Source organism: Alphaproteobacteria bacterium LSUCC0684, from assembly GCA_041228335.1.
In the GTDB taxonomy this organism is placed as follows: Bacteria; Pseudomonadota; Alphaproteobacteria; order Puniceispirillales; family UBA1172.
Map to the genome: position 1 here is coordinate 502,426 of CP166130.1, position 17,354 is coordinate 519,779.

The following is a 17,354-nucleotide window of genomic DNA, read 5'->3' on the forward strand; positions in this document are numbered from 1 at the left end:
CAGGGTTTTAACGGAGGCTTGGCGATGGCTAATGTCGCGGTGATCGGCTCCCAATGGGGGGATGAGGGTAAAGGCAAGATCGTTGACTGGCTTTCGGAGAAAGCCGATATCGTTGTCCGGTTTCAGGGCGGGCACAATGCCGGTCATACGCTGGTTATTGATGGCAAGGAATACAAGCTCAGCCTTCTGCCTTCGGGTATTGTCCGGCCGGGCAAAAGGTCGATCATCGGCAACGGGGTGGTGATTGATCCCGAGGCCCTGCTCAAGGAAATGGATGTGCTGATGGGGCAGGGGGTTGAGATAACGCCTGAAAACCTCATGATCTCTCTTTCCGCCCCGATCATTCTGCCGGTGCATCAACGGGTTGATCACGCGCGTGAAGTCATGCGCGGAACGGCAAAGATCGGCACAACCGGCCGCGGCATCGGCCCGGCATATGAAGACAAAGTCGCCCGCAGAGGCATCCGGATGGCGGATCTTCTGGAAATGGGTTCGTTTCGGGAAAAAACACATTCGCTGCTCGAGCACCACAATATCTGGCTGAAAGCCGCGGGTGAAACCCCCATGGACGCCGATGGAATAGTCGCTTCGATGGAAGAGATGCGCGAAAGGATAATCCCTTTTCTTGGCGAAGTCTGGGCCAGCCTCGATGATGCCCGCCGCCAGGGCCGACGTATACTTTTTGAAGGGGCGCAAGGGGTGATGCTTGATATCGATCACGGCACCTATCCTTTTGTGACGTCATCAAACACGGTTCCGGGGCAGGCAGCAACCGGAACAGGGACCGGCCCCGGTGCGGTCAATTACGTGCTGGGCATCACCAAAGCCTATACAACTCGGGTCGGCTCAGGCCCGTTCCCGACGGAGGATTTCGGGCAGGATGGCGAAACCCTTGGCCAGCGCGGGCGTGAATTCGGCACCGTTACCGGCCGCAAGCGTCGGTGCGGGTGGTTTGATGCGGTGATGGTTCGGCAGGCCGGAAAGATTGCCGGTATAGATGGCATGGCGCTGACCAAACTTGATGTGCTGGACGGGTTTGATACGCTCAAGATCTGCACGGCGTATCAGCTTGATGGCGTCAAGATCGACCGATTCCCCGCCGCATCCGCTGAACAGGCGAGGGTAGAGCCTGTTTATGAGGAGATCGAAGGCTGGAAGGAAAGCACCATGGGCGCGCGTTCCTGGGCGGAGTTGCCGTCGCAGGCGGTGAAATATATCAAGCGTCTCGAAGAGCTGACGTCTCTTCCCGTTGCCACCGTTTCCACCAGCCCGGAACGTGACGATACCATACTTGTGCGTGATCCGTTCGAGGGATAACACCTGCGCGTAAAGGTCAGGTTCAGCCGATCAGTTTCTGCTCACTTGCCCTGTTGCGTACGGCAAGCTGAAGTTTTTCAAAGGCGCGGGATTCAATCTGGCGGACACGTTCACGGCTGATCCCGAAACGCTGGGAGAGGTTTTCAAGCGTCTCTGGTGTATCGCTCAATCTCCGGGCCTGGATGATGGCGATTTCACGCTCGTTCAGATCCTTCATGGCCTCAACAAGAAGTTTGCGGCGGGCATCGTATTCCTCGGCTTCCTCAAAGGCGACGTCATGGGTCTCCCGGTCATCGACCAGCCAGTCCATCCATTCCATGCTCTCCCCGTCGCTGCTGACCGCGGCGTTCAGCGAGTGATCCCCGCCCGCCATGCGGCGATTCATGCTCACCACTTCATCTTCGGGGACGTTCAGCTCATCGGCGATGCGTTCCACCTGTTCGGCTGAAAGATCACCATCCTCAACTGCCCTGATCTGCCCCTTGATGCGGCGAAGATTGAAGAAAAGCTTTTTCTGGGCGGCGGTGGTGCCGATCTTGACCAGCGACCATGAGCGAAGGATATATTCCTGGATGCTGGCCTTGATCCACCACATGGCATAGGTGGAAAGCCGGAAGCCTTTTTCAGGCTCGAACCTCTTGACGGCGTGCATCATGCCGAGATTTCCTTCGGCGATGAGTTCCCCCATGGGCAGCCCATAGCCGCGATAGCCCATGGCGATCTTGGCCACCAGCCGCAGATGGGAGGTCACCAGTTTGTGCGCGGCTTCGATATTGCCGTGATCGCGCCAGTCCTTGGCGAGGGTGTATTCCTCTTCGGCCGACAACATGGGAAAGCGCCGGATATCATCAAGATATCGCGCCAGATTGCCCTCAGGACTGATATTGGGCATGGTGGCGGGGAGTTGGGATTTGGTCAGTTTCGTGTCCATGGATAAGATATAGTAGTGCCGGATTATGTTTTAAAGATGGCCGCGGGCCCGGATGGCGCTTTCGAGATCCCTGATCAGTTTCTGCATGTCTTCCGGCAGCGGGGTGGTAAACTCCATCATCTCACCGGTGACGGGATGAGCAAAACCAAGATGGCTTGCATGCAGGGCCTGTCTCGGAAAGGCGCGAAGATCTGCCAGCGCATCACGCATGGCCGTATCCGGCATCTGGCCTGACCGCATCTGTCTTCCATAGGACGCATCGCCGATAATGCCATGGCCGATACTGGCAAGATGGACGCGGATCTGATGGGTGCGTCCGGTCTCAAGCCGACATTCCACGACACTGGCGAGCGGTGGCAGGGAGCGGAGGAGGTGAAGATGGGTGATCGCCTCACGCCCCTTTTCGGTCACCGACATTTTCTTGCGGTCGCGGTTGCTGCGTCCTATCGGGGCGTCGATCGTCTGTTCCCGCTCCCGCAGGATACCCCAGGCGAGGGCGGTATAGACACGGTCAAGATCATGGGCGGCGAACATTTCGGTCAATTGCTGGTGCGCCTGATCTGTCTTGGCGGCCATCATGACGCCGCTTGTATCCTTGTCAAGCCGGTGGACAATGCCGGGTCTCTTCTCCCCGCCTATGCCGGTGAGCTGATCCCCGCAATGGGCGATGAGGGCGTTCACAAGGGTGCCATCCGGCGTGCCCGGTGCCGGGTGAACAACCAGCCCGGCGGGTTTGTCGATCACGATGATATGCGCATCTTCATAGAGAATATCGAGCGGTATGGCCTGCGCCGCCGGTGCGGCCGGGGCAGGTGCCGGAATACAGAGCTCAAAACTCTGCCCGGGGGAGACCATAGAAGACGGGTCCGTCATGCTTTCCCCATCACGGGTGAGCATGCCATCAAGGATAAGCGCCTTGATCCGCGAGCGGGACAAGACTGGTAAATCCCTTGCCCCTTCGATATGCTCTGGGCTATCAGATGCAGAGGCTGAAAGCTGATGGGCAAGCCAGCGGTCGAGACGATCCGGGCTTGCTTCGGCCGGTACGCTCAAGGTGATGATGAAAGGATCGGACATGGCGGCCAATATGCACAATCCCGGCGAAGATCGCCAGCCCGAAATCACGGCGGCAGAAGACAGGCCGATGCCGGCCTGGGTCGGCCCCGTCAAGGCGGCGGTGGTGGTGATGTCAATTCTCATCGTCTTCGGGCTGGCGCTGCTGGCTTACGGCCTTGCCACGGGCGTCGGCAATCGTCTTTCCGATACCGTGGTTGAAGCCGGATTCCAGCATCCCGAGGGCATGGTGCTTGAGGAAGCCAATATGGGCGAAGACGGCCAGCTCGTTCTCAGGTTCAGGGGGGCTGGCGGTGACGGGGAAATTCTGCTGCTTGACCTCAAGGATCGCAAGATCACGGGGCGGGTTGCCATCACCCCGGGGCCGGGATACGGGTTCGTTGCGCGCTAGATCTAGCGGAAAATCTGACCGATATCGTAGATGATTTTGGCAATATCGCCTTCCAGCGGGAAGGACAACACGCCCATGACGCTATACCCCATCATCAGCGGCAGCACATAAAACCGGAACATGAACACAAACCAGGCTACATAGAGCGGCACCACCCGGTCAATGAGGAAGGCGGGGGTGATCGGCCGGGCCAGACGGATGATCGGGTTCGTCGCCAGCACGAACATGCGCATGAAGAAGAAGCTGGAGTTTTCAGCAAGAAAGATCGACATGCCGAAACGGCCTATCAGTGTCCACATCACGGCGCCAAGCGCGTAATCCATGAGCATCAGCCATAAAGGAAATACGCTGTCCATCTTCAACTCCCCCCGGTAATCCCTCTGATTAATTGATAGCAGGCAATAAAAAACCGGGGCAAGAAGAAATTCCTGCCCCGGCCAGATTCATGAAATCGATCGCTTAGTGATCGGCGTCCAGAAGAGTCTTGCCACCCGGAACACGGATTTCTTCAACCATCTTCTGGGTTTCGGCATCCGGCTCTTCGGTCATCAGGCTGACAATGATCATCAGGATCAGGCTGACCGGCATGCCGATCATCCCGAAGCGCAGACCATCAAGGCCAAGCCAGGGTGTGCCGCCGGCGAACTGCACATAATAGAGATATGCAGCACCAGCACCAAAGCCGCCAATCATCCCGGCCAGCGCACCGGCACGGTTGGCCCGCTTCCACCAGACACCGAGGACCAGCGGGAAGAACAGACCGGAATTGGCAAAGCAGAACGCCCAGGCCACCGCACCGAGGATACCTGTCAGCTTCATGGAAGCCACAAAGGCACCGGCGGCACCAACCACCAGCAGCAGCGCACGGGCCACCAGCAGGCGAGTCTTGGTTTCCGCCTTCGGATCAATGATCTTGTAGTAGAGATCATGCGAAAGGGCGTTGGCGATAGCCAGAAGCAGACCATCCGCCGTGGACATGGCTGCGGCCAGACCACCTGCGGCAACAAGCCCGGAGATCACGTAAGGCAGACCTGCCATTTCAGGCGTGGCCAGCACCACGATATCACCTTTCATGAAGAATTCATTGATCTGGATCAGGCCATCGCCATTGCCGTCAATGATCTTCAGGAAGCCGACGCTGCTCCATTTCTGGATCCACTCAAGATTAGAGACTTCCGCCACCGATTTGCCGATGATGCTGGTTGCAACAGTCGGGTCCAGCAGCGACAGTTTGGTGAAGGTCGCAAGCGCAGGTGCCGTCAGGTAAAGAAGGCAGATGAAGAGAAGCGACCAGCCCACGGACTGACGTGCAGCCCGGACTGAAGCTGTCGTGAAGTAACGCATCAGCACGTGAGGCAGTGACGCCGTTCCCGCCATCATGCAGAGCACGAGGGTGAAGAACTTCCATTTGGCCATCGGTGTTGCTGCGGCATCGTTGATCCCGACCTTCAGTGCTGCAAGTCCGCCAGCCTGAGCCTGGGCATCAGCTGTTGGCAGCAGGGTCTTGACGCTGTGCAGGGCTTCGAGTTCCTGCACCCGGTTGACCGCATCAAACTGGGCCAGATGCGGAATGAGACCATAGCCAAGCTTGTTGGACATCCAGAACACCGGAATGACATAGGCGATGATCAGCACGATATACTGGGCCACCTGAGTCCATGTCACGGCGCGCATACCGCCAAGCATGGAACAGAACAGGATCCCGGCAAGACCGATCCATACCCCGAGTTCAAATGGAATCTGGAGCGCACGGGATGCGACGATCCCGGTGCCGGTGATCTGTGCCGTCACATAGGTGAAGGAAGCCACCACCAGAATGATCACGGCGAAGAGACGGGCAAGGTTGCCGCCATAACGTGTACCGATAAAGTCCGGCACGGTGTAACAGCCGAACTTGCGCAGGAATGGCGCGATGAGCGAGGCCACCAGCACGTAACCGCCGGTCCAGCCCACCAGGAATGCCATATAGGGATAGCCATTAAGATAGATCCCGCCGGCCATCGCGATGAACGACGCACCGGACATCCAGTCCGCCGCTGTTGCCATCCCGTTGAATACGGCAGGGACTTCACGTCCGGCCACATAATACTGGCTTGATTCCATCGTCCGCGACAAGACGCCGATAAAGGCGTAGATGACCACGGTGAAGGCAACGAAAAGCCAGCCGATTACTGTATTGGAGACACCGGCGACTTCAAGGATCGCCATCAGGATTACGAAGCCGAGAAATCCAAGGGTATACAACCCGTAGACTCGGCCAAGGTTTTGGATAAAACCACCATCGAGTTTCAGCATTGTTTCCCCCTTATTCGGCTACGCCATGTTCGGCGTCGATCTTGTCCTGCTGGCGTGCAAACCAGAAGACGAGAATAGCAAAGGCAACCTGTGCACCCTGGCCAGCCATGAAATATCCACCGGGGAAGCCGGCGGTATTCAGTGCGTCAGCCCAGAGATGGATTTCAAACGAAAAGAAATACCAGATGATTAGAGTGATCACGGTCAGCAGCTTTGTTTTCTGCCAGTGGAGTTCGCGATCACTTGAGGATGATTTACTCATTGTCCTCCCCCATGTTAACACGCCCGTGAGGGCACCAACACATAAACCGAGGGGAAGACTAGCATGATCTCTCCCCCAAGAGATTATGTAGACGAATTCTGCTATTGCAGATCAGATAAATATCTTACACATATGAAGGAATAGCAAGAAAAATGCGTAAAACCGGCCCCGGGGGACAAGTTGGCTTTTGAACTTTTCAGGAAAATTCAACGATATCTGGGATTGACGCCGCCGGCGCCGCTCCGGTCGCTGGACGAATTGGTCGCCTATACCGAAAAGCAGGCGGCGTTTGTCTCCCAGGTTTCGCTCTATACCTATATCAAAACCCGGGCCGGGACGCAGTATCCGAAACTTTTTGAAAATGAAACCTATCTTGTCTCCATGAAAATGGCCCGCTGGCATATTTTCGGGGCGGCGGTGGCTGACCTTGCCATTTTCTATGGCGGGCTGATGGTCAGCCGCGGGGAGGCCAGCCCGGAAGAGGCAAAAAAACTTGCTGAACGGATCATTGTCGGGATACTTTCGGGCTATGAGCAGGATGACATCGCGCCGGAGGAGTTCGATGCCATGATTGCCCGCGGCAAGGCCCGTTCCGGCGTCGCCGCCTGGATCGACATGGCGGAAGGGGCCAATGCGTTCCAGTCAAGCGCTGATGCCCTGATCCGCTGGGCGCCGATTGCCGATGAGCTCAAGGCGCAGGATGAAGAGATCGTTCGCAACTCCATCCATATGCGATGGATCGGCATTCGCCGGGAAATCAAGGAGATTCTTGTTCCCGAAGCCATCCTGACTGGTCTATAACCTAAAGGCAGTTTTCAGTTTTCCCGGAGGAAATATTTCCATGGCCAATCCCCAATATGTCTACACCATGAGCCGCCTGAGCAAGACCTGGCCCGGGGGCAAGGAAGTGCTGAAGGACATTTCCCTGTCTTTTCTGCCCGGGGCAAAGATCGGGGTGCTCGGGATCAACGGGGCGGGGAAATCCACCCTGCTCAGGATCATGGCCGGGGTTGAGACGGAATATCAGGGTGAAGCCTGGGCCGCGGACGGGATCAAGATCGGCTATCTGCCGCAGGAGCCGGAGCTGGACAAGGAGCTCAATGTGCTTGAAAACGTCATGCTCGGCATGGGCGAGGCAAAGCAGCTGGTGGACCGGTTTAACGAGATCAGCGCCCGTTTCGGCGAAGAGATGAGCGATGATGAAATGAACGCGCTCATCATGGAGCAGGGTGAGCTTCAGGAAAAGATCGATGCCGCCGATGCCTGGGACCTCGAGCGCAAGGCGTCGATTGCCATGGATGCCCTGCGGCTGCCGCCATCGGACTGGGGGGTGGAAAACCTCTCCGGCGGGGAGAAGAGGCGTGTTGCCCTCTGCCAGCTTCTGCTGAGCGCGCCGGAAATCCTGCTGCTCGACGAGCCGACAAACCACCTCGATGCCGAGAGTGTCGCCTGGCTGCAGCGTTTCCTCCATGATTTTCCCGGCACCGTGGTCACCATCACCCATGACCGGTATTTTCTCGATGAGGTGGCAGGCTGGATTCTCGAACTTGATCGCGGCCATGGCATCCCGTATCAGGGCAATTATTCAGGCTGGCTTGAGCAGAAACAGAAACGGCTCGAACAGGAAGGCCGTACCGAAGAGGCACGCAACCGGGTTCTGGCCCGGGAGCTCGAATGGGTGCGTTCGGCACCGCGGGCGCGGCAGGCCAAATCCAAGGCACGTCTGCAGGCCTATGAACAGCTTCTTGAACAGCAGCATGAAGCCCATGGCGAGGCGGCACGTATCCATATTCCGCCCGGGCCAAGGCTTGGCAATGTCGTGATCGAGGCCAGCGGCCTCAACAAGGCATTCGGGGAGAAACTGCTGATCGACAACCTCGATTTCCGCCTGCCGCCCGGGGGGATTGTCGGGGTGGTCGGCCCGAACGGGGCCGGCAAGACAACGCTCTTCCGGATGCTCACCGGGCAGGACAAACCGGATGCGGGCGAGCTGCGTGTCGGGGAAACCGTCAAGATGGCGTATGTGGACCAGTCCCGGGACGCGCTCGACGGCAGCAAGACGGTCTGGGAAGTCATTTCAGATGGCCATGACGAGATCGAACTGGGCAAGCGCGTGGTGGCCTCAAGGGCATATGTCGGGCAATTCAATTTCCGGGGCAGCGATCAGCAGAAACGTGTCGGGCAGCTTTCCGGCGGTGAGCGAAACCGGGTTCATCTCGCAAGGATGCTCAAATCCGGCTGCAATCTGCTGCTTCTTGACGAGCCGACCAATGATCTTGACGTCGATACGCTTAGGGCGCTTGAAGAAGCGTTGCTTGAATTCGGCGGATGCGCGGTGGTGATCACCCACGATCGCTGGTTCCTTGACCGGATCGCGACGCATATTCTGGCTTTTGAGGGCAACAGCCATGTCGAATGGTTTGAGGGCAACTGGCAATCCTATGAGGAAGATCGGCGTCGCCGCCTCGGGGCCAGCGCGGATCAACCCACCCGGATCAAGTACAAGCCGATCAGCAGATAAGATCTAGTTCGGGGTTGAAGCGGCGGCGGCCCTGATCTCCATGGCCTGGGTGTTGAGGCTGTCGATCAAGGCCTGAAATGCCCCGCCATTGCTGTTGATGATGGCGGTATTTTCCTGCTGCTGGGTGATCAGCATGGAGATATTTTCAACTTCGATGTCAATGATGCGCGGCGGCTGATCCGGCCGTGTCCGGATGCGCCAGGAGACGTTCGTATTGGGAAGTTCACCGGTTTTGTCGCGGATCTCCCCGTGAACAACAACGAGTTTGCTGCCCTTTTCTGTCGCGCCCCTGGATGCGTATTCAAGAGAGTTGAAATAGTCGAACTGGGTTTCGGCGAGAGACAGAAGAATTTCACGAAATGCCTTGAGATAGGCTGTTTTTTCCGCATCGGTCGCGCTGCGCCAGGCATTGCCCGCGGCAAAACGGGCGATGATGTCATAATCAAAATAGGTGTCGATGATGCGTTCGGTTTCCATCCGGACTTTCGCCGGGGTCGGGTCCGATCCCACCACCGTCATGATATCGCCGACCAGCGCATCGACCAGTTCCACGCTTTTTTCCAGCCTGGAATCGGCGCTGGCCATGGCAGAGAAAGAGAGGGCGGTGGCCACCAGCAGGATCACCCGGCCAAATCGAAAAAGACTGGTTGCTGGAAACGACTCTGTCATTCTTTCTGATCACTGAAAAACTGGTCAAATTCGGTATCGGCCGCGCTCGGGGCGGAGGTATCGCCGTCGTTGATCTGGCCTTCCCGGAACTGAAGAAAGATCGAGCGCGTCTTTGCGTATGGATCAAGGGCGTTGTATTTGACCTCATTGATCTGGTCAAAATTATTGCCCCGGAACGTCACCGCGCCGGCGGGTGCACCGATGAGCTGGACCGTCTCCAATGCCGGCTCACCAAGCTGGCCGAGCGGGTTGGTCAGGATATCGACGATCAGACCTGTGTGACTCCGCACGGTGCCCGGGCCGAACAGGGGGGCCATGATATACGGGCCTTCAGGGGCGCTCCAAAAGGCGAGAGTCTGGCCGAAATCCTCCCGCTCGGGTTCGTCATCTTCGACAAGATCGACAAAGCCGAGGGTCAGGCTGTTCATGAGGAAATGTATAGTGGCAAGAGCAGCGTTTTCAACCTTGCCCTGCAAGGCGGAGTTCACCGCCGTGCCCGGATAGGATGTCCAGGTGACGTGGTTGGTCAGGCCGGTGCGCACCGGGGAAGGCAGTTTGCGATACCCTTTTGCCGCAGGTTCAAGCACCAGGTCATCCACCCCCATGTTGAAGGCGTAGATCTTGCGGTTGGTGGCTTCATAAGGGTCGCGGGAATCGCTCACAAGATTGTCCGGTGTTCCGGCGCAACCAGCCAGAGACAAGGTTAACCCTGCTATAAGCGTGAGAAGTATCTGCCGCACGGCATCGCCCTCCTGATCTGTCGATAGCCTATGCAATCAATGCCGCAAAATCAACTTCAAAGGCAGATTATCTGTGCTGATTTGCTTCCTCGAGGGCTACCCCAACCCTGCCTGGCGTGCTACATAACATGTATGGTTCAAGATGTTCTTTCGGCAGTCTCCGATGATATATCCCGCCCCTGGCTTCAGGGGCTCAACCCCGCGCAGCTTGAGGCGATTCAGCATCTTGATGGCCCGCTTCTGGTGCTTTCGGGCGCGGGAACAGGCAAGACACGCGTCCTGACCTCCCGGCTTGCCCATCTTCTTGCCACGGGTGCTGCCAAGCCCTGGAATATCCTTGCCGTCACCTTCACGAACAAGGCGGCGCGGGAAATGAAGGAGCGCGTGGCCGCGATGATTGGCCCGGCGGTCGAGCAGGTCTGGTTCGGCACATTCCATGCCCTTGCGGCGCGGATTCTCCGGCGTCATGCGGAATGCGTCGGGCTGAAATCAAATTTCACCATCCTTGATACCGATGACCAGCTTCGCCTGATCAAGCAACTGCTGGAGGCGGCCGGGCTTGACCCGAAGCGATTCCCGCCGCGGATGCTGCTGGCCACGATCAGCCGCTGGAAGGACAAGGGGCTGACGCCGGATAAAGTCAGCCCGGCGGAAGAAATCGAGCTTGGCGAAGGGACGGGGATTGATCTCTATCGCCAGTGCCAGCGCCGACTTCTGGAGCTCAATGCCTGTGATTTTGGTGATCTGCTGCTTCATAATCTGACGGTTTTCAATGAAAACCCGGATATTCTGGCGGAATATCACGGCCGTATCACGCATCTGATGGTCGATGAGTATCAGGATACCAATCTTGCCCAGTATCTGTGGATCCGGCTTCTGGCGCAGAAAAACCGCAATATCTGCTGCGTCGGTGATGATGATCAGTCGATTTACGGCTGGCGCGGGGCCGAAATCGGCAACATGCTCAAATTCGGGGAGGTCTACCCGGAAGCGGTGACGATCCGGCTTGAGCAGAATTACCGATCCACCGGGCATATTCTCGAAGCGGCTTCTGCCCTCATCGCCAATAACGAGACCCGGCTTGGCAAATCTCTATATACCAGCATCGAGAAAGGCGAGCCGATCGATGTATCGGGGTACTGGGACGGCATGAGCGAAGCCCGCGGTGTGGCCGATACGATCGAAAGCCTCATCCGGAAGGGTGAGGCCGGCTATGATGAAATGGCTGTCCTTGTCCGGGCCGGATTCCAGACACGGGAATTCGAGGAACGGTTCATCCAGATCGGCCTGCCGTATCGCGTTGTCGGCGCGAAATTCTATGAACGGCAGGAAATCCGTGATGCGGTCGCGTATCTGCGGGTGATTGCGCAGCCCGCGGATGACCTGGCCTTTGAGCGTATCATCAACACGCCCCGGCGCGGCATCGGCGCCGCCACGATCCAGACCATTCACCAACTTGCCCGCAGCCGGCAGATGCCGATGCTGGCGGCGGCGGAAATGCTGCTCGGCACCGATGAGCTCAAGGCGGCGGCGCGGCGCAACCTTGCCCTGATCGTCAACATGTTCGCGCATTGGAGAAAGGATACCGAAACCCTGCCGCATACCGAGCTTGCGATGAAGGTGCTGGACGAGTCCGGCTATACGGCCATGTGGCAGGCCCAGAAAACCCCCGAAGCCGAAGGCAGACTCGAAAACCTGAAGGAACTTGTCTCAGCCATGGAGAGTTTTGACAGTCTCGGCGGGTTTCTTGAACATATCTCGCTGGTCATGGATGGCGAGAATACCGGTGCCGAAGGCGAGGTCACGCTGATGACACTCCACGCCGCCAAAGGGCTCGAGTTCGATGTTGTCTTCCTGCCCGGGTGGGAGGAGGGTATCTTTCCTTCCCAGCGCACCCTCGACGAGAAAGGTGGTGCGGGCCTTGAGGAAGAACGTCGCCTTGCCTATGTCGGCATCACCCGGGCGCGGCGCCGGCTGCATATTTCCTATGCGTCCTCAAGACGTGTGCACGGGCTCTGGCAAAGCGCTGTTCCATCTCGGTTTATGGCCGAACTCCCCGGAGAAAATATCCGCGAGGAGACCGAACAGGGCATGATCCCGGCAACGGGGGCGGCGATCAATACCGATTTTTCACAACTGACGCCGACAGCGGCATCGGGATACGGGCCCGGATGGGCGCGGCTCAAGGAACGCCAGCGCAACGGCCTTGCCCCGGCGCGGGCTCCGGCGGAACACAGCCCCGGTCTTGTGGGCGCATCTGCCTTTCAGCCTGGTGACCGCGTCTTTCATCAGAAATTCGGCAATGGCGATGTCATGTCGGTGGATGGCGACAAGCTCAGCATCGCTTTTGACAAGGCGGGAGATAAAAAGGTGGTGGCAGGATTTGTCACCCTGGTCCGGAAGGGGGGCTGATGTCGGCGTTGTGGCAGATCAGCTTTACGGTGTCGGATCAGGCCGATGCTTTTGCCGAAATGGTCGAGGCCGCGGCAGAAACCGAAGCCGTGACCCTTCATCGTGCCCGCGACGAAGACCCCTGGATGATTTGCATCATCTCTACCGAAGCACCGGAAAGAGAGAGAGTTCAAGCAGCGCTTGACGCCGCCGCCGCCATCACGGGGCAGGCTGCCAGCGCCCTTGAAATTGCCCGACTGCCGGCAAGAGACTGGCTGAGCGAGAATCGCAAATCCTTCCCGCCGCTCGATATCGGCTGCTTCTGGATTTATGGCAGTCACATAACAGTGCCGGTGCCGGATGGAAAGATCGGGATCTGTCTTGATGCCGGTCAGGCGTTTGGCTCCGGCACCCATGGAACCACCCATGGCTGTATCACCATGCTGGAAAAGCATCTGCCCGCGGGCAATGCCCCGCGCATCGCCGATATCGGCTGCGGCAGCGGGATTCTGGCCGTGGCCGCCGCCAAGCTCCGCCCCGGGGCAACGGTCATTGCGGTGGATAATGACCCGGTTGCGGTGAAGGTCGCAGCCCAGAACGCGCGGGATAACGCGGTGGATGGCGTAATCACGGCAGGTGTCTCCGATGGCTACAGGGATGATCTGGTGCAGGGGGCAGGCCCTTATGATATGATCCTGGCCAATATCCTGCCGGGCCCGCTTGTCGAGATGGCCGCTGATGCGGCGGCATGCCTTGCCGCGGATGGCGTGCTGATCCTCTCTGGATTGCTCGAAGATCAGGCAGAAGAGGTTATCAAGGCACATGCCGGGCATGGGCTTGAGCTCAAAGATGAGGTGATCTTTCACGGCTGGTCCGCGCTGGTGATGGAACACGGAAGAAATGCAAGATGAGCAGAACGCTGAAGACATTGAGGGAGAGGCTCAAAAAAGAACGCCTTGATGCGTTCCTGATCCCGCGCGGGGACTGTTTTTCCGGCGAGGAAGTGCCGGCTTCCGACGAGCGCCTTGCCCATGTCAGCGGGTTCACGGGCTCAGCCGGAACGGCGGTGGTCACCCCAGATCAGGCGGCGCTTTTCAGCGATGGCCGCTATACGCTCCAGATGCAGGTGCAGACATCCGATGACTGGCAGACATTTACCGTGCCGGAACGCTCGACGACGGACTGGATCAGGGAACATGTCAAGGGCGGCAGGCTGGGGTTTGACCCCTGGCTCATGACCGTGGACCAGCATCGCATGTATGAAACCGCGCTCAAGCCTGAAGGGATCCGTCTCAGGCCGGTTTCCGCCAACCCGATTGATCTTGACTGGGCAGATCGGCCGCCGCCTCCCGCCAGCAAGGCCTGGGGGTTTTCACCCGCTGTTGCCGGGGCTGGCCGGGGCGAGAAAATCGAGCGGACCATCAACGCCATGAAGAAGGCGAATCCCGCCGCCGCCGCCATGATCATCAGTGATCCGGCGTCGCTGGCGTGGCTCCTGAACATCCGGGGGGGCGACCTTGCCCATACCCCGGTTATCCTGGCCTTTGCCCTTCTCAGCGCTTCAGGTGAGGTAACGATCTTTGCCGATGCCGGGCGATTCGATGAGATCGATCAGGACCATCTTGCCTTTGCCGCACCTGGCCAGCTTTCGGCGATCTTGTCAGGGCAGAAGGGCAGCGTCATGGTTGATCCATCCACCTGCCCGGTTGCGATCTGGCAGATGCTCGGTGCAGCGCCCATCGAAGCGGTGCTGCCGATCGTGGCGATGAAGGCCGAGAAGACAAGCGCGGAAGCCGACGGGTTCCGGGCCGCCCATCAACGTGATGCCGTGGCGATGATCCGCTTTCTTGCCTGGTTTGACGATACCCTCCGGCAAGCCCAGCCAAGAGAGACCGAGGTGGCGGAGAAACTGATCGAATTCAGGCAGCAGGAAGACGGCTTTCTCAGCCCCAGTTTTGCCAGTATCTGCGGCGGTGGCGCCAATGGCGCGATTGTTCACTACCGGGCTGTAGCGGGGCAGGACCAGCCTGTTCCGAGGGACAATCTCTGCCTCATTGACAGCGGCGGCCAGTATCGTGATGCCACCACCGATATCACCCGGACGGTGGCGACCGGTACACCCAGCGACGAGATGGCGGAGGCCTATACCCATGTTCTGCGCGCGCATATCGCCCTTGACAGGACGCGATTCCCCCATGGCACGACAGGAATGCAGCTCGATGCCATCACCCGCGCGCCGCTGTGGCAGCAGGGCATGGATTACGATCACGGCACCGGTCATGGGGTCGGGTGCTGCCTCGGCGTGCATGAAGGGCCGGCCAGCATTTCCAGGCGAGGCGCCGCCCAGATCCGCCCCGGGATGGTGCTGTCAAACGAACCGGGCTACTATGTGACGGGTGGCTTCGGCATCCGGACGGAAAATCTTGTTCTTGTGGTCGAGGGCGACGACGGCAATCTTGAATTTGAAGCGCTCACGCTGGTGCCTTTTGACCGGCGCCTGATCCGGCCTGAACTGATGAGCGAGGCGGAGACTGAATGGGTTGATGCGTATCACGAAAGAGTGCGGCGGGAGATCAGCCCCCTTGTGGCGCGGCGCGGTGATGCAAGGGCGGAGGCCTGGCTTGCCGAATTCACGGCTCCGCTCGGGCGGGGCAACTAACGCCGGATCAGGGTGATCCCCCGGATCAGGTCTGCCCGCCGATGAGGGTTATCCAGTCGTCTTCGGTAAGGATGGCAAGCCCCAGTTCTTCGGCCTTGCGGGCTTTGCTGCCGGCATCGGCGCCAACCACCACATAATCTGTCCGGGCGGAGACCGACCCTGCCACTTTGGCCCCCAATGCCTCGGCTCTGGCTTTTGCCTCGGCGCGGCTCATGGTTGCGAGTGTGCCGGTGAAGACGACGGTCTTGCCGGAAACAGGACTGTCGGCGGCCACGGCTTCGGGGGCGATGGTCTCGATTTCCCGGAGCAGTTTGTCAAGAACCGTTCGGTTATGGGGATCATTGAAAAAGGCGATGAGATCACCGGCCACGCTGGCGCCGATCTGGTCAATCCGGACAAGATCTTCCCAGGCCGGGCCTTCATGTCCCGCGGCATCGGTTGCCGCCTCGATCAGCGCCGGGATGGAAAGATAATGCCGGGCCAGAAGCTTGGCGGTGGCCTGCCCGATCTGGCGAATCCCCAGCGAATAGATGACGCGATCAAGATCAATGCGGCGTCGCTGAACGATGGCATCGGCGAGGTTTCGTGCGGAAACTTCCCCCCAGCCTTCGCGGGCGGCAAGTTCGACTGTCCTGCCGGGAAGAGCGAAAATATCCGCCGGATCCTTCAGAAGCCCATCCTGGTAGAGCTCTTCCACCAGCCGGCTGCCAAGCCCGTCGATATCGAACGCATCCCGGGAGACAAAATGCTTGAGCCTTTCCACCACCTGCGCCGGGCAGGAAAGCTGCCCCGTGCAGCGCCGGATAGCTTCGCCTTCGGGGCGGATCGCCGGACTGCCGCAGGAAGGGCAGGTTTCGGGATAGATAAAAGGAGCAGCATTCCCGGGGCGTTTTTCCGTGATCACGTCGAGCACCTGCGGGATGACGTCGCCGGCACGCTGTATCCGTACCGTATCGCCGATCATGATGCCCTTGTCGCGAATGTAATCTTCATTATGAAGGGTGGCGTTGGATACGACCACGCCGCCAACGGTGATCGGGCGAAGCCGCGCCACCGGGGTGAGCGCGCCGGTGCGGCCAACCTGAATATCAATGCCCTGAAGGATGGTTTCGGCTTTTTCGGCAGGGAATTTATGGGCAATCGCCCAGCGCGGGGAACGGCTGACCTGGCCAAGCCTTGTCTGCCAGTCATGCCGGTTCACCTTATAGACAACCCCGTCGATATCGTAATCGAGTGTCGGGCGGGCCTCGCTGATGGCCTGGTAATGCGCAAGCGCGGCGGTCATGTCCCGGGCCGTGAGGGTGAGGGGATTGACAGGAAACCCCCAGGTGCGGAGCGCGGCCAGAAACCCATCATGGGTTTCGGCAACGGGGCGCGACATTTCCCCGGCGGCATAGACAAAGCAGCGCAGGGGACGCGATGCGGTGATCGCATGATCCTTCTGCCGGAGCGAGCCTGCGGCGGCATTTCTCGGGTTGGCGAAAACCTTGCCGCCTCTATCCTGCTGGGCCTTGTTGAGGATCAGAAAATCAGCCTTGCCGATATAGATCTCACCCCGGATTTCGACAATCTCCGGTGCCGGGCCGCGGAGCCGATGCGGAATATCGGCAATGGTTTTCACGTTCACGGTTACATCCTCGCCTTCGGTGCCGTCGCCGCGGGTGATCGCTTCGGTGAGAACGCCGTTCTCATAGCGCAGGCTGATCGACAGCCCGTCAATCTTGGGTTCAACGGAATAGGCGATGGGGGTTTCCGGCGAAAGGCTCAGAAACCGGTGGATACGTTCATCAAATTCCCGGGCGTCTTCGTCATCGAAAGCGTTGCCGAGAGAGAGCATCGGAACCCGGTGGCGTTTTTTGGCAAAGCCGGATTTGGGCGCCGCCCCCACCACCAGCGCCGGGCTGTCGGCGCGGACAAGATGGGGAAAGGCTTCTTCAAGGGCGGTGTTGCGGCGCATCAGCGCGTCAAATTCGGCGTCGGTGATCTCCGGGTCGTCATCGCCATGATAGCGCTGGTTATGATGGGCGATGGCCGCCGCCAGGGCCCTGAGTTCGGCCGCCGCCTCAATATCCGTCATGCTGGCAATGTCAGGTTTTTCTGCCAT

At 58.9% G+C, this 17,354-nt stretch carries 15 protein-coding genes; 7 read left to right on the forward strand and 8 right to left on the reverse strand.

The genetic code is table 11. The annotated features are described in order from the left end of the window. The first annotated feature begins 24 nt into the window (after positions 1 to 24). Positions 25 to 1,317, forward strand: a complete 1,293-nt coding sequence (locus tag AB8880_02335) for an adenylosuccinate synthase (GenBank protein ID XDZ66253.1) — start codon at positions 25 to 27, stop codon at positions 1,315 to 1,317. A gap of 22 nt (positions 1,318 to 1,339) precedes the next feature. On the opposite strand, the gene rpoH is transcribed toward AB8880_02335, so the two are convergent. Next, complete coding sequence (gene rpoH / locus AB8880_02340) at positions 1,340 to 2,248, reverse strand: RNA polymerase sigma factor RpoH (protein ID XDZ66254.1); 909 nt, start codon at positions 2,246 to 2,248, stop codon at positions 1,340 to 1,342. 30 nt (positions 2,249 to 2,278) lie between these two features. Continuing rightward, complete coding sequence (locus AB8880_02345) at positions 2,279 to 3,325, reverse strand: RluA family pseudouridine synthase (GenBank protein XDZ66255.1); 1,047 nt, start codon at positions 3,323 to 3,325, stop codon at positions 2,279 to 2,281. Between AB8880_02345 and AB8880_02350 the strand changes: the two genes are divergently transcribed. Then, positions 3,324 to 3,713 carry a hypothetical protein gene (locus AB8880_02350; protein XDZ66256.1) on the forward strand — a complete coding sequence of 130 codons (390 nt, stop codon included), beginning with the start codon at positions 3,324 to 3,326 and terminating at the stop codon, positions 3,711 to 3,713. The genes AB8880_02345 and AB8880_02350 overlap by 2 nt on opposite strands. Before the next feature lie 2 nt (positions 3,714 to 3,715). Here AB8880_02350 and AB8880_02355 read toward each other — a convergent pair whose 3' ends face one another. The 3 genes from AB8880_02355 to AB8880_02365 all read right to left on the reverse strand — a co-directional run bounded on the left by AB8880_02355 (position 3,716) and on the right by AB8880_02365 (position 6,270). After that, the gene (locus tag AB8880_02355) at positions 3,716 to 4,069 is read right to left on the reverse strand and encodes a hypothetical protein (protein XDZ66257.1); all 354 of its coding nucleotides are present in this window, start codon (positions 4,067 to 4,069) and stop codon (positions 3,716 to 3,718) included. Between the two features lie 103 nt (positions 4,070 to 4,172). Further along, positions 4,173 to 6,008, reverse strand: a complete 1,836-nt coding sequence (locus tag AB8880_02360; GenBank protein XDZ66258.1) for a sodium:solute symporter family protein — start codon at positions 6,006 to 6,008, stop codon at positions 4,173 to 4,175. 10 nt (positions 6,009 to 6,018) lie between these two features. Beyond that, the gene (locus AB8880_02365; GenBank protein ID XDZ66259.1) at positions 6,019 to 6,270 is read right to left on the reverse strand and encodes a DUF4212 domain-containing protein; all 252 of its coding nucleotides are present in this window, start codon (positions 6,268 to 6,270) and stop codon (positions 6,019 to 6,021) included. A 180-nt stretch (positions 6,271 to 6,450) separates the two neighbouring features. Here AB8880_02365 and AB8880_02370 point away from each other — a divergent pair, with 180 nt between their 5' ends. Both AB8880_02370 and ettA read left to right on the forward strand, forming a co-directional pair. Next, positions 6,451 to 7,071 carry a hypothetical protein gene (locus tag AB8880_02370; GenBank protein ID XDZ66260.1) on the forward strand — a complete coding sequence of 207 codons (621 nt, stop codon included), beginning with the start codon at positions 6,451 to 6,453 and terminating at the stop codon, positions 7,069 to 7,071. A 40-nt stretch (positions 7,072 to 7,111) separates the two neighbouring features. After that, entirely contained in the window at positions 7,112 to 8,791 is a 1,680-nt protein-coding gene (gene ettA / locus AB8880_02375) for an energy-dependent translational throttle protein EttA (protein ID XDZ66261.1), read from the forward strand. 3 nt (positions 8,792 to 8,794) lie between these two features. On the opposite strand, the gene AB8880_02380 is transcribed toward ettA, so the two are convergent. Then, a complete protein-coding gene (locus AB8880_02380) occupies positions 8,795 to 9,460 on the reverse strand; it encodes a phospholipid-binding protein MlaC (protein ID XDZ66262.1) in 666 nt (221 codons plus the stop codon). Then, a complete protein-coding gene (locus AB8880_02385) occupies positions 9,457 to 10,200 on the reverse strand; it encodes a VacJ family lipoprotein (protein ID XDZ66263.1) in 744 nt (247 codons plus the stop codon). Before AB8880_02385 ends, AB8880_02380 begins: the two co-directional genes overlap by 4 nt. A 132-nt stretch (positions 10,201 to 10,332) precedes the next feature. Between AB8880_02385 and AB8880_02390 the strand changes: the two genes are divergently transcribed. Genes AB8880_02390 through AB8880_02400 form a run of 3 tightly spaced genes read left to right on the forward strand, consistent with a single transcriptional unit; the run spans position 10,333 to position 15,250 of the window. Then, positions 10,333 to 12,612: an ATP-dependent helicase gene (locus AB8880_02390; protein ID XDZ66264.1), complete on the forward strand. Its 2,280-nt coding sequence runs from the start codon at positions 10,333 to 10,335 to the stop codon at positions 12,610 to 12,612. Continuing rightward, positions 12,612 to 13,502 (forward strand): 50S ribosomal protein L11 methyltransferase, encoded by an 891-nt coding sequence (locus AB8880_02395; protein XDZ66265.1) that lies wholly within the window; start codon positions 12,612 to 12,614, stop codon positions 13,500 to 13,502. Before AB8880_02390 ends, AB8880_02395 begins: the two co-directional genes overlap by 1 nt. After that, the gene (locus AB8880_02400; GenBank protein XDZ66266.1) at positions 13,499 to 15,250 is read left to right on the forward strand and encodes an aminopeptidase P family protein; all 1,752 of its coding nucleotides are present in this window, start codon (positions 13,499 to 13,501) and stop codon (positions 15,248 to 15,250) included. The genes AB8880_02395 and AB8880_02400 overlap by 4 nt, the downstream gene beginning before the upstream one ends. Positions 15,251 to 15,275: 25 nt before the next feature. Here the strand turns inward: AB8880_02400 and ligA are convergent, their stop codons facing one another. Further along, on the reverse strand, positions 15,276 to 17,354 hold the full coding sequence (gene ligA / locus AB8880_02405; protein ID XDZ66267.1) for an NAD-dependent DNA ligase LigA: 2,079 nt from the start codon (positions 17,352 to 17,354) through the stop codon (positions 15,276 to 15,278).

Bases quoted from the DNA above. Each gene is read 5' to 3' on its own strand.
- AB8880_02335 (XDZ66253.1), top strand. From the start codon at position 25: ATGGCTAATGTCGCGGTGATCGGCTCCCAATGGGGGGATGAGGGTAAA.
- rpoH (XDZ66254.1), bottom strand. From the start codon at position 2,248: ATGGACACGAAACTGACCAAATCCCAACTCCCCGCCACCATGCCCAAT.
- AB8880_02350 (XDZ66256.1), top strand. From the start codon at position 3,324: ATGGCGGCCAATATGCACAATCCCGGCGAAGATCGCCAGCCCGAAATC.
- AB8880_02345 (XDZ66255.1), bottom strand. From the start codon at position 3,325: ATGTCCGATCCTTTCATCATCACCTTGAGCGTACCGGCCGAAGCAAGC.
- AB8880_02355 (XDZ66257.1), bottom strand. From the start codon at position 4,069: ATGGACAGCGTATTTCCTTTATGGCTGATGCTCATGGATTACGCGCTT.
- AB8880_02360 (XDZ66258.1), bottom strand. From the start codon at position 6,008: ATGCTGAAACTCGATGGTGGTTTTATCCAAAACCTTGGCCGAGTCTAC.
- AB8880_02365 (XDZ66259.1), bottom strand. From the start codon at position 6,270: ATGAGTAAATCATCCTCAAGTGATCGCGAACTCCACTGGCAGAAAACA.
- ettA (XDZ66261.1), top strand. From the start codon at position 7,112: ATGGCCAATCCCCAATATGTCTACACCATGAGCCGCCTGAGCAAGACC.
- AB8880_02380 (XDZ66262.1), bottom strand. From the start codon at position 9,460: ATGACAGAGTCGTTTCCAGCAACCAGTCTTTTTCGATTTGGCCGGGTG.
- AB8880_02390 (XDZ66264.1), top strand. From the start codon at position 10,333: ATGGTTCAAGATGTTCTTTCGGCAGTCTCCGATGATATATCCCGCCCC.
- AB8880_02395 (XDZ66265.1), top strand. From the start codon at position 12,612: ATGTCGGCGTTGTGGCAGATCAGCTTTACGGTGTCGGATCAGGCCGAT.
- AB8880_02400 (XDZ66266.1), top strand. From the start codon at position 13,499: ATGAGCAGAACGCTGAAGACATTGAGGGAGAGGCTCAAAAAAGAACGC.
- ligA (XDZ66267.1), bottom strand. From the start codon at position 17,354: ATGGCAGAAAAACCTGACATTGCCAGCATGACGGATATTGAGGCGGCG.